Raw genomic sequence first — 10,997 nt, 5'->3', positions numbered from 1 at the left:
CGGGGGCGTTGCTGCCCGACGTGGGCTCGGCGGGAGCCGCGCCGCCGCCCCAGCTGTCGGACTGCGGTGCGCCCCAGCCGCCGCCATCGCCGCCGCCGCTGCCCTCGACCTTGATCTCGATGGTGTCGAGATCGACCTCCAGCTTCTTGTCCAGCGTGAAGGTGACGAGGCCGGGGAACGCGATCAGCGCCACCACCATGACGATCTGCATCAGCACGAAGGGGATCGAGCCGGCGTAGATGTCGGTGGTCTTGACGCCGGCCACGCGTTTCCTGGTGATGCGGTCGAGGTAGTCCTTCGCCGGTGCCACGCTGCGCAGGTAGAACAGCGCGAAGCCGAAGGGCGGGGTGAGGAAGGAGGTCTGCAGGTTCATCGCCAGCAGCACGCCGAACCACACCAGGTCGATCCCCAGCTTGTCGGCCACCGGCGCCAGCAGCGGGATCAGGATGAACGCGATCTCGAAGAAGTCGATGAAGAAGCCGAGGAAGAAGATCACCGTGTTGACGAACACCAGGAAGCCGATCTCGCCGCCGGGCAGCTTGTCGAACAGGTGCTCGACCCAGATCGGGCCGTCGACCGCGGTGAAGGTGAAGCTGAAGATGGTCGAGCCGATCAGGATGAAGAGCACGAAGCACGACAGCCGGGCGGTGGACTCGAGGCCGTGCTTGAGCATCGCCATGTCGAGCTTGCCGCGCGAGAAGGCCATGATCATGCCGCCCACCGCGCCCATCGCGCCGCCCTCGGTCGGTGTCGCCACGCCGAGGAAGATCGTGCCCAGCACCAGGAAGATCAGCGCCAGCGGCGGGATCAGCACGAAGGTCACGCGCTCGGTGATGCGCGACAGCAGGCCGAGGCCGGTGAGCTTGTTGATCATCGCGGCGACGAACGCGAACAGCGTGCCGCCGGTGAGCGCCACGACGATCGTCTCGTCCATCGCCGGCTTGACCTCGGCGCCCTTGAGCGCGCTCAGGATCTCGCCGTAGTGCATGCCGAAGGCGACCGCGATCACGGTGACGAACACGGTGAACACGCCGAGCGAGCGCATGCCCGAGCTGCCGTCCGGCTCGCGGTAGGTGCGCGCCTCGGGCGGCAGGGCGGGCACCAGCGCGGGCTTGAAGATCGCCAGGCCGATGATGAACAGCACGTAGAGGGCGATCAGGATGAAGGCCGGGACGAACGCGCCCTTGTACATGTCGCCGACGCTGCGGCCGAGCTGGTCGGCGATCACGATCAGCACCAGCGAGGGCGGCACGATCTGCGCGAGCGTGCCCGAGGCGGTGATCGCGCCGCTGGCGACCGCCGGGCTGTAGCCGTAGCGCAGCATGATCGGCAGCGAGATCAGGCCCATCGAGATGACCGCGGCCGCGACCACGCCAGTGGTCGCCGCCAGCAGCGCGCCGACGAAGATCACCGCGAGCGCGAGGCCGCCGCGGATCGGCCCGAACACCTGTCCGACCGTGTCGAGCAGTTCCTCGGCCATGCCCGAGCGCTCGAGCACGAGCCCCATCAGCGTGAAGAAGGGGATCGCGAGCAGGGTGTCGTTCTGGATGATGCCGAAGACGCGCAGCGGCAGCGCCTGGAAGATGCTGGGCGACAGCAGGCCGATCTCGACGCCGATGAAGCCGAACAGCAGGCCGCAGGCGGCGAGCGCGAAGGCGACCGGGAAGCCGGTGAGCAGGAAGATCAGCAGCGACCCGAACATCAGCTCGGGGGCGTGGGCGGTGAAGAGTTCGATCATTTGCGCACCTCGCCGGCGTCGTCATGGAGGGCTTGGGCGTGCTCGGCGTCGTGCGCCTCGTTGCTCTCGTGCGCGCCGTGCAGCAGCGGGTTGGGCGCCTTGCCCTGCAGGAAGGCGAAGCGCTTGATCAGCTCCGAGATCGCCTGCAGGCCGAGCAGCCCGAAGCCGAGCGGCACCAGGGCATACACCGGCCAGCGGATCAACCCGCCGGCGTTGGACGACATCTCGCCCGAGACATAGGCGCCCACCACCACCGGCCAGGCGAACTCGATCATGAACCAGCACATCGGCAGCAGGAAGACGAGGATGCCGCCGATGTCGATATACATGCGCGTGCGCATCGACAGCTTGCCCGCGAGTACGTCGATGCGGACGTGCGCGTTCTGCAGCAGGGTGTAGCCGGCGCCGAGCAGGAAGACGGCGCCGAAGAGATACCACTGGATCTCGAGGAAGGCGTTGGAGCCGATGTTGAAGGCCTTGCGCGCGATCGCATTGGCGGCGCTGATCAAGGCTGCGGCGAGCACGAGCCAGATGATGAACCGGCCGAAGAACCGGCTTACGGCGTCGATGGCGCGGGACAAGCTGAGGAGGGTGTCCATGGGGGTCGCCTTGAACCTTGCGTGCACAAAAACGCCGAGCAGGGCGGGTGGCGCGCTCGGCGGGAGGAGAAGTGGGTGCGAAGAGTGTGAAACGGGAGCGGCCGGCGGGCCGTGGTGGCCCCGCCGGCGCCGAACCGCTTACAGTTTCTGGGATGCGAGGTACTGCGCGTAGTTGCCTTCGGCAACCGACTCCCACTGCACCTGGTCGGCGAGGAAGCGGCTGTAGTCGGGGTAGACCTTCTTCCAGTTGGCGTTCTTCTCGTTGAGCTCGGCATAGACCTCGCGCGACGCCTTGAAGGCGGCGTCCATGAAGTCCTTCGGGAAGCGCGACAGCTTGGCGCCTTCGGCGATCAGCTGCTTGAGCGAGCCGGGGTTGCGGCCGTCGTAGCGCGCCTGACAGGTGACGTGGGCGGCGCGGGAGGCCTGCTCGACGATCGCCTTGTACTCGGCCGACAGGCCGTTCCACTGCTTGTCGTTGATGTACACCGAGAACTGCGTGCTGCCTTCCCACCACGCCGGGAAGTAGTAGTGCTGCGCCACCTTGTGCAGGCCGAGTTTGAGGTCGTCATAGGGGCCGATCCATTCGGCGGCGTCGATCGTGCCCTTCTCCAGCGACTGGTAGATCTCGCCGGCGGGAATGTTCTGCGGCACCGCGCCGAGCTTGGCGAGCACGCGTCCGCCGAAGCCGCCGATGCGCATCTTCAGGCCCTCGATGTCCTTGACCGACTTGATCTCCTTGCGGAACCAGCCGCCCATCTGCGCGCCGGTGTTGCCGCAGGGGAAGTTCACGATGTTGAACTGGGCGTAGAACTCGCGCATCAGCTTGAGGCCGTTGCCCTCGAACATCCACGCGCTCATGGCGCGCGAGGTCATGCCGAAGGGGATCGTGCAGTCGAAGGCGAAGGTCTCGTCCTTGCCGAAGAAGTAGTAGGGCGCGGTGTGGGCGCACTCGATGGTGCCCTGCTGTACCGCGTCGACCACGCCGAAGGCGGGGACGAGCTCGCCCGCCGGGTGCACCGAGATCACGAACTTGCCGCCGGTCGCCTCGGAGACGTACTTGGAGAAGGCTTCGCTCGCGCCGAATACGGTTTCGAGCGACTTCGGGAAGCTGGAGGCCAGGCGCCAGCGGATCTGTTGCTGGGCGTGGACGATGGCCGGCGCGGTACCGGCCGCCAGAATGCCGGCCATGCCGGCGCCCTGCAGGAATTTACGACGTTCCACGGTGTCTCCTTGTCGCGTGAGGTGTGATCGAAACCATCGATGCGATTATAGGAAGACCCGATTCCGGGATGTAATCCACGGAAAACCCTAATGGCGCGGGACTTCGTCATTTTCGATGCACATCGCATCAGGTCCCCGGCAGCTCGTCCAGCGCGTCGGCGAGGTGGCTTTCGTCGGCCCACGCCAGCAATCGCCAGCTCCCGGCCGTGTGTTCGATCCAGTTGAGCGCCGCGTTCGGGATCGCGAAGTCGCGCACGGCTTCGAGCGGCTTGCCGGTGGCCAGGCGGTGGGCGATGTCGAGCACGCCGCCGTGGGTCACCACCACGACCGTCTCGCCGGCGTGGCGTGCGGCGATCTCCGCCAGCGCGCCGTGCACGCGCGCGGCGAGGCCGCCCAGGCTCTCGCCGCCGCCGTCCAGCGCGACCTGCGGCTCACGCCGCTTGAAGTGCTGCCAGGCCTGCGGCTGCTGGCGTTCCGCCTCGTCGAAGGTCAGCCCCTGCAGCACGCCGTAGTGGCGCTCGCGCAGTCGCGCGTCGTGGGTGGCGGCGAGGCCGTGCGCGCGGGCGACCGCTTCGGCGGTCTGGCGTGCGCGCTGCAGGTCGCTGCTGTAGAGCGCGGCGAAGCGCTCGCCGGCGCGCGCGAGGCTGCGCGCGGTGGCCTCGGCCTGGGACAGGCCGCGCGGATTGAGCGGGATGTCGATGTGACCCTGCAGGCGGCGCTCGGCATTCCAGGCGGTTTCGCCATGGCGGACGAGGCAGATCCTGCAGGCATGTGCGGATTGAGGCGAGTTTCGTGTTTTCATCGTCATGGGCGAGCGGCGGTCCGTCGAGGACGGCCCTTGTGGGATAATCGAGAATTTTCAGGCCTGCCGGCTCGCAAAGCGGCACCCGGGCGCCGCGCCGCCCCGGTTTACGGAGTTTCCCCGTGCACTCTCTGCTGCGCTTATCCCGCTTGATCGACTGGATCAACGAACGGGTCGGACGCGCCGTGATGTGGCTGGTGCTGGTCGCCGTGGTGATCAGCGCCGGCAACGCGCTCGTCCGCAAGCTGTTTAACACAAGTTCCAACGCCCTGCTCGAGATCCAGTGGTACCTGTTCGCCGCGATCTTCATGCTCGCCGCGGGCTACACCTTCCTGCGCAACGAGCATGTGCGCATCGACATCCTCACCAGCCGGCTGTCTGCGCGCGGGCAGAACATCGTCGACATCCTCGGCATCCTGTTCTTCCTGCTGCCTATGGCGGTGCTGATCCTGTGGCTGTCGTGGCCGATCGTGATGACCTCGCTGGCCTCGGGCGAGATGTCGCAGAACTCCGGCGGGCTGATCCGCTGGCCGGTGAAGATGCTGCTGCCGCTCGGCCTCGGCCTGCTGGTGCTGCAGGCCCTCTCCGAGCTGGTCAAGCGGATCGCCTTCCTGACCGGTCACGGCCCCAACCCCTTGCAGAAGAAGTCCGCCGGCGCCGCGACCGCGGACCTGGTGGAGGCGATCAAGGCGCAGCGCGGGGGGAGGGCGGAGCCATGACCGAGTTCCTCATCGCCAACATGGCGCCGCTGATGTTCGCGTCCATGATCCTGTTCCTGCTCTTCGGCTTCCCGGTGGCGTTCGCGCTCGCGGCCAACGGCATCCTGTTCGGCCTCGTCGGCATCGAGCTCGGCCTGCTCCACGGCGCGCTCTTCCAGGCCCTGCCCGAGCGCATCTTCGGCATCATGGCCAACGACACCCTGCTCGCGGTGCCCTTCTTCACCTTCATGGGGCTGGTCCTCGAGCGCAGCGGCATGGCCGAGGACCTGCTCGACACCATCGGCCAGCTCTTCGGGCCGATCCGCGGCGGCCTGGCCTTCGCGGTGATCTTCGTCGGCGCGCTGCTCGCCGCGACCACCGGCGTGGTCGCGGCCTCGGTGATCTCGATGGGGCTGATCTCGCTGCCGATCATGCTGCGCTATGGCTACGACCACCGCCTGGCCACCGGCGTGATCGCCGCGTCGGGCACGCTGGCGCAGATCATCCCGCCCTCGCTGGTGCTGATCGTGATGGCCGACCAGCTCGGCCGCAGCGTCGGCGACATGTACCAGGGCGCGCTGCTGCCGGGCCTGGTGCTCACCGGCATGTACGTCGCCTATGTCGCGCTGGTGGCGATCCTGCGGCCGTCCCACGCGCCGGCGATGCCGCTCGAGGCGCGCACGCTGCGCGAGCCCGACGGGGCCAGCGGGATGCGCTCGCTCGCCGTCCTCACCCTGGTGTCGGTCGCGGGAGCCTGGCTCTTCGCCAGCCAGCTCTATCGTGCCGATGCGCCGCGCGACGAGGTCGTGGTGGTGTCGGCCATGGTCGGCATCGGCATCGCCTTCGTGGCGGCGATGATCAACCGGCTGTTCGGCATCGGCCTGCTGTCGCGCATGGCCGAGCGCGTGACCTTCGTGCTGATCCCGCCGCTCGGGCTGATCTTCCTCGTGCTCGGTACCATCTTCATCGGCGTCGCCACGCCGACCGAGGGGGGTGCGATGGGCGCGCTCGGCGCAGTGCTGATGGCGCTCGCGCGCCGCCGCCTGTCGCTGCCGCTGCTCAAGCAGGCGATGGACTCGACCACCAAGCTGTCGTGCTTCGTGATCTTCATCCTGATCGGCTCCAGCGTGTTCGGCCTCACCTTCCGCGGCGTCAACGGCGACCTCTGGGTCGAGCACCTGATGACCTCGCTGCCCGGCGGCCAGACCGGCTTCCTGGTCGCGGTGAACCTGCTCGTCTTCGTGCTCGCCTTCTTCCTCGACTACTTCGAGCTCGCCTTCATCATCGTGCCCCTGCTCGCGCCGGTGGCCGACAAGCTCGGCATCGACCTGATCTGGTTCGGGGTGCTGCTGGCGGTGAACATGCAGACCTCCTTCCTGCATCCGCCCTTCGGCTTCGCCTTGTTTTTCCTGCGCTCGGTGGCCTCCGAGAAGGTGAAGACGGCGTCGATCTACTGGGGGGCGGTGCCCTTCGTGATCATCCAGCTGATCATGGTGGGCCTCATCATCGCCTTCCCCGGGCTGGTGTCCTACGGCGACGCGGGTGCCAAGCCGGTACAGCAGCAGGAGCTCGACCTCGAGCAGCTGCTGCAGGGCGGCGGCGGGGCCGCGCCCGCGGGCGACTCGAGCTCCGATCTCATGCGCCAGCTGCAAGGAAACTGAGCCCACGCACCATGAAAAAGCCGGGCATTGCCCGGCTTTTTCACGCCTGATGCCTGATGCCCCTCAGCGCACCGACTGCATGAAGCGGTCGAAGCCTGCCTCGGCGACGCTGAACCATGCGTTCTGCGATTTGCGGTATTTCTCGAACTCGGTGTAGATCTTCGCCCACGCCGGGTTCTTCGCAGCCTCCTCGGCATACAGCTCGCGCGACACGTCGAAGGCCTTCTTCATGATGTCGTTGGAGAAGTTCTGCAGCTTGACGCCCTGCGCCAGCAGGCGGGCGAGCGCCTGCGGGTTCTTGTGGTCGTACATCGCGGTCATCTGGATGTGCGCCTCGCGCGAGGCGGCGCGGAAGGCAGCCTGGTATTCCTTGGGCAGCTTGTCCCACTCGGCCTTGTTCACATAGAAGTGCACCACCGGGCCCGGCTCCCACCAGCCCGGAGAGTAGTAGTGGGGCGCGACCTTGTAGAAGCCGAGCTTCTCGTCGTCGTAGGGGGCGACCCACTCGGCGGCGTCGATCGTGCCCTTCTCGAGCGAGGGGTAGATGTCGGAGCCGGCGATCTGCTGCGGGATCGCGCCCATGCGCGACATGATCTCGCCCGCGATGCCGGCGATGCGGATCTTCAGGCCCTTGATGTCTTCCAGGGTGTTGATCTGCTTGCGGTACCAGCCGCCCATCTGCACGCCGGTGTTGCCGCCGAGGAAGGAGTAAACGTTGTAGGCGCTGTAGAACTCGTCGAGCAGCTCCTGGCCGCCACCGCCGATGATCCAGGCGTCCATCTGGCGGGCGTTGAGGCCGAAGGGCACGGCGGTGCCGAAGGCGAAGGCCTTGTCCTTGCCGACGTAGTAGTACGAGCACGAGTGGCACATCTCGACCGTACCCTGCTGCACCGCGTCGAGCGCCTGCAGACCGGGGACGATCTCGCCGGCCGGGAAGATGCGGATGTCGAACTTGCCGCCGGTGATCTCGCGCAGGCGGTTGGCGAGGAGTTCGGAACTGCCGTAGAGCGTGTCGATGCTCTTGGGGAAGCTCGAGGTCATGCGCCACTTGACCTCGGGCAGGCCGGTCTGGACGGCCGGGGCGGCGATCGCCGCGGTGGAGGTGACGCCTGCGGCCGCACCGGCGGCGAGGCCGACGCTGGCCTTCTTGAGGAATGAACGACGTTCCACGATTTCTCCTTGTGTTTGGGGACGGATTCAGCGAATTCAGCAAATGATTATAGGCCTCGCTCGCCGACCGGGGCTGGAACGAGCGGCGTTGTCGGGGGCAGGCCTGCAGGCGGGCTCAGCGCCCCGCGACCTTCATGCGCTCGATCAGCACCGAACCGCACAGCTTGGCGCCGCGCGGCAGGGCGTCGTTACCCACCGCGACGATGCTGCGGAACATGTCGCGCAGGTTGCCGGCGATGGTGATCTCCTCGACGGCGTGCTTGATCTTGCCCTTCTCGACCCAGAAGCCTGCCGCACCGCGCGAGTAATCGCCCGTGACGTAATTCACGCCGTGGCCCAGCAGCTCGGTGACGAGCAGGCCGCGATCCATGTGTTTGATGAGGCCGGCGAGGTCGTGCTCGCCCGACTTGACGATGAGGTTGTGCGAGCCGCCAGCGTTGCCGGTGGTCTGCATGCCGAGCTTGCGTGCCGAATAGGTCGACAGGAAGTAGCCGTTGAGTACGCCGTCGCTCACCACCTCGCGATCGTGGGTGACGACGCCGTCGCTGTCGAAGGGGCTGGAGCCGAAAGCCTTCTTCAGGTGCGGGCGCTCGGCGATGCTCACCACCGGCGAGAACACCTGCTGGCCGAGGCTGTCGATCAGGAAGCTCGACTTGCGGTAGAGCGAGCCGCCACTCACTGCCTGCACGAAGTTGCCGACCAGCGCCACCGCGAGCTGCGCCTCGAACAGCACCGGCACCTCGCAGGTGCGGATCTTCTTCGCGCCCAGGCGCGCCAGCGCGCGCTCGCCGGCCAGCCGGCCTACGTCCTCGGCCGCCATCAGCTCGGCGGGATCGCGCCGCGAGTCGTACCAGTACTCGCGCTGCATGCCGTCGCCCTCGCCGGCGATCACCGAGCACGACAGGCCGTGGCGCGTGGTGGCGTAGCCGCCGAGGAAGCCGTGGCTGTTGGCCGACACGAAGTGCGACTGCTGGATCGAGGTGTTCGCGCCTTCCGAATTGGTGATCTTCGGGCTCGTCGCGAAGGCCGCGTCCTCGCAGCGGCGCGCGAGCTCGATCGCCTGCGCGACGTCGATGTTCCACGGATGAAAGAGGTCGAGCTCGGGCATGTCCTTCGCCTTCGCCATCAGCACCGCGTCGGCGAGGCCGGCGCAGGGGTCGGGCGCGGTGAAGCGCGCGATCGACAGCGCCGCCTCCACCGTGGCCTTGAGCGCCTTCTTCGAGAAGTCGGAGGTGCTCGCGTAGCCGCGCTGCTGGCCGAGGTAGACGGTGACCCCGACGCCCTTGTCGCGGTTGTACTCGATGGTGTCGACCTCGCCGCGGCGTACCGCCACCGACTGGCCGAAGCCCTCGGAGACGTCGGTCTCGCAAGACGAGGCGCCGTGCTTGCGGGCGTGTTTGAGGATGTCGGTGGCGATCTCGGCGAGATGCGCCTGCGAGAAGGAGAAGCCTTGGCTGGACATGGGCGGGCCGGGTGCGTGCAAAGGCTATAATCTTACCCCGATCGAGCCAGCCCCCCATGCAAGCAATGCGCCACCACCAATCCGACCCCGCGGACGAGGACGACTTCCTCGAACCGCCGAGCAAGAGCAGCCGCAAGCGCGAGATGCAGGCGCTGCAGGACCTCGGCGAGCAGCTCGTCGCGCTCTCGCCCGAGCGCCTCAAGAAGGTGCCGCTGCCCGAGACCCTGTACGAGGCCATCCGTGCCGCCCAGGGCTTCAAGATGGAGGCGCGCCGCCGCCAGCTGCAGTACATCGGCAAGCTGATGCGCAAGATCGACCCCGAGCCCATCCAGGCCCAGCTCGAGATCTTCGCCGGCAACTCGGCCGCCGAGGTGGCGAAGATGCATCGCCTCGAGCGCCTGCGCGAGCAGCTGCTCGAGGACGAGCAGACCATCGGCACCATCGCCGAGACCTGGCCCGAGGCCGACCTGCAGTATCTGCGCACCCTGCGCCGCAACGCCTTGAAGGAGCGCGAGGCCGCCAGGCCGCGGAAGTCCTTCCGCGAGATCTTCCGCGTGCTGCGCGAGCTGCAGGATGCGAGCGACGCCGCCGCCGAGGCGGCACAGACCCCGTCCGACGAGGACGCCGCAGAACAGGGACCGAACCCATGAGCGAACCCATCCGCATCGGCCTGGTGTCGATCAGCGACCGCGCCTCCGACGGCACCTACGAAGACCAGGGCATCCCCGCGCTGCAGGACTGGCTGGGCAAGGCGCTCACCTCGCCGTGGAGCGCCGAGACCCGCCTGATCCCCGACGAGCGCGCGCTGATCGAGCGCACCCTGGTCGAGCTGGTCGACACCGCCGGCTGCAGCCTGGTGCTCACCACCGGCGGCACCGGCCCGGCGGTGCGCGACGTCACCCCCGAGGCCACGCTCGCCATCGGCGACAAGGAGATGCCCGGCTTCGGAGAGGAGATGCGCCGCATCAGCCTCAACTTCGTGCCCACCGCCATCCTGTCGCGCCAGGTCGCGGTCATCCGCGGCAAGTGCCTGATCATCAACCTGCCCGGCCAGCCCAAGTCGATCCGCGAGACGCTCGAGGGCGTGCGCGACGCCGACGGCAGCGTGCGCCACCTCGGCATCTTCGCCGCGGTCCCGTACTGCATCGACCTCGTCGGTGGCCCCTACATCGAGACCGACGACGCGGTGATCAAGGCCTTCCGCCCCAAGCACGCGATCCGGCCGAAGCAGGGCTGAATCCGGTGAGCGCATCCCCCGATCGCGTCGCTGGCGCGTCCCCGGATGGCGTCGCGAGCGCAGCCCTTGATGCCCTGGCCGCCGCCAAGCAGGCGAAGCTTGCGACGCCGCATCCGCAGCCAGCGGGCAAGCCAGGCGAACCCGCGCGGATCGTGTGGGAAGAGGTGGCGGGCGCCGAGGGCGCGGCGCGCACCTGCCAGGCGCGCTGGCGCTCCGAGAGCGGCCAGGCGCCGCCGCGCCGCGTGGTGGTCGCCGACGACACCATGAAGGCGGACACCGCCTGGCGGCTCGCCTGCGAGGGCACGGCGCTGCTGTGGCGCGGCGACTACCACAACGCCCGCCAGCTGCTGCAGGCGATGGCGCGGCGCGCCGACGGCCGCGCGCGCAAGCCGGGCAAGGCGGCGAGGCC

The 10,997-nt window shown here is 68.0% G+C and carries 10 protein-coding genes and 1 pseudogene; 5 read left to right on the top strand and 6 right to left on the bottom strand.

Features of this window, described 5'->3' with window-relative positions:
• The 4 genes from C667_RS15235 to C667_RS15220 form a co-directional block, all read right to left on the bottom strand.
• Positions 1-1,738 (bottom strand): TRAP transporter large permease (locus tag C667_RS15235; protein WP_004368052.1); only part of this gene is annotated, 1,738 nt, incomplete at its 3' end.
• Positions 1,735-2,337 carry a TRAP transporter small permease subunit gene (locus C667_RS15230; protein ID WP_004368049.1) on the bottom strand — a complete coding sequence of 201 codons (603 nt, stop codon included), beginning with the start codon at positions 2,335-2,337 and terminating at the stop codon, positions 1,735-1,737. The genes C667_RS15235 and C667_RS15230, both read right to left, overlap by 4 nt.
• Positions 2,338-2,475: 138 nt before the next feature.
• Positions 2,476-3,558: a TRAP transporter substrate-binding protein gene (locus tag C667_RS15225; protein ID WP_004368047.1), complete on the bottom strand. Its 1,083-nt coding sequence runs from the start codon at positions 3,556-3,558 to the stop codon at positions 2,476-2,478.
• A gap of 127 nt (positions 3,559-3,685) precedes the next feature.
• Positions 3,686-4,366 (bottom strand): histidine phosphatase family protein, encoded by a 681-nt coding sequence (locus C667_RS15220; RefSeq protein ID WP_004368045.1) that lies wholly within the window; start codon positions 4,364-4,366, stop codon positions 3,686-3,688.
• A gap of 116 nt (positions 4,367-4,482) precedes the next feature.
• On the opposite strand from C667_RS15220, the gene C667_RS15215 reads away from it, so the two are divergent.
• Together C667_RS15215 and C667_RS15210 are read left to right on the top strand one after the other, a co-directional pair.
• Positions 4,483-5,079 (top strand): TRAP transporter small permease subunit, encoded by a 597-nt coding sequence (locus tag C667_RS15215; RefSeq protein ID WP_004368042.1) that lies wholly within the window; start codon positions 4,483-4,485, stop codon positions 5,077-5,079.
• Entirely contained in the window at positions 5,076-6,719 is a 1,644-nt protein-coding gene (locus C667_RS15210) for a TRAP transporter large permease (RefSeq protein ID WP_004368040.1), read from the top strand. The genes C667_RS15215 and C667_RS15210 overlap by 4 nt, the downstream gene beginning before the upstream one ends.
• Positions 6,720-6,782: 63 nt before the next feature.
• Here the strand turns inward: C667_RS15210 and C667_RS15205 are convergent, their stop codons facing one another.
• Together C667_RS15205 and pmbA are read right to left on the bottom strand one after the other, a co-directional pair.
• The gene (locus tag C667_RS15205) at positions 6,783-7,889 is read right to left on the bottom strand and encodes a TRAP transporter substrate-binding protein (protein WP_004368039.1); all 1,107 of its coding nucleotides are present in this window, start codon (positions 7,887-7,889) and stop codon (positions 6,783-6,785) included.
• A gap of 115 nt (positions 7,890-8,004) precedes the next feature.
• On the bottom strand, positions 8,005-9,351 hold the full coding sequence (pmbA, locus tag C667_RS15200) for a metalloprotease PmbA (protein ID WP_004368037.1): 1,347 nt from the start codon (positions 9,349-9,351) through the stop codon (positions 8,005-8,007).
• A gap of 56 nt (positions 9,352-9,407) precedes the next feature.
• On the opposite strand from pmbA, the gene yjgA reads away from it, so the two are divergent.
• The 3 genes and pseudogenes from yjgA to C667_RS26485 form a co-directional block, all read left to right on the top strand.
• Entirely contained in the window at positions 9,408-10,001 is a 594-nt protein-coding gene (yjgA, locus tag C667_RS15195; RefSeq protein ID WP_039921753.1) for a ribosome biogenesis factor YjgA, read from the top strand.
• Entirely contained in the window at positions 9,998-10,588 is a 591-nt protein-coding gene (gene mog / locus C667_RS15190; RefSeq protein ID WP_004368034.1) for a molybdopterin adenylyltransferase, read from the top strand. Before yjgA ends, mog begins: the two co-directional genes overlap by 4 nt.
• A 5-nt stretch (positions 10,589-10,593) precedes the next feature.
• A pseudogene (locus C667_RS26485) lies at positions 10,594-10,997 on the top strand (hypothetical protein); the annotation flags it as partial.

The sequence above is a fragment of the Thauera phenylacetica B4P genome (genome assembly GCF_000310225.1).
GTDB classification, from domain to species: Bacteria; Pseudomonadota; Gammaproteobacteria; order Burkholderiales; family Rhodocyclaceae; genus Thauera; species Thauera phenylacetica.
This window is presented reverse-complemented; position numbering and strand designations above follow the sequence as displayed.

Bases quoted from the DNA above. Each gene is read 5' to 3' on its own strand.
- C667_RS15230 (WP_004368049.1), bottom strand. From the start codon at position 2,337: ATGGACACCCTCCTCAGCTTGTCCCGCGCCATCGACGCCGTAAGCCGG.
- C667_RS15220 (WP_004368045.1), bottom strand. From the start codon at position 4,366: ATGACGATGAAAACACGAAACTCGCCTCAATCCGCACATGCCTGCAGG.
- C667_RS15210 (WP_004368040.1), top strand. From the start codon at position 5,076: ATGACCGAGTTCCTCATCGCCAACATGGCGCCGCTGATGTTCGCGTCC.
- pmbA (WP_004368037.1), bottom strand. From the start codon at position 9,351: ATGTCCAGCCAAGGCTTCTCCTTCTCGCAGGCGCATCTCGCCGAGATC.
- yjgA (WP_039921753.1), top strand. From the start codon at position 9,408: ATGCAAGCAATGCGCCACCACCAATCCGACCCCGCGGACGAGGACGAC.
- mog (WP_004368034.1), top strand. From the start codon at position 9,998: ATGAGCGAACCCATCCGCATCGGCCTGGTGTCGATCAGCGACCGCGCC.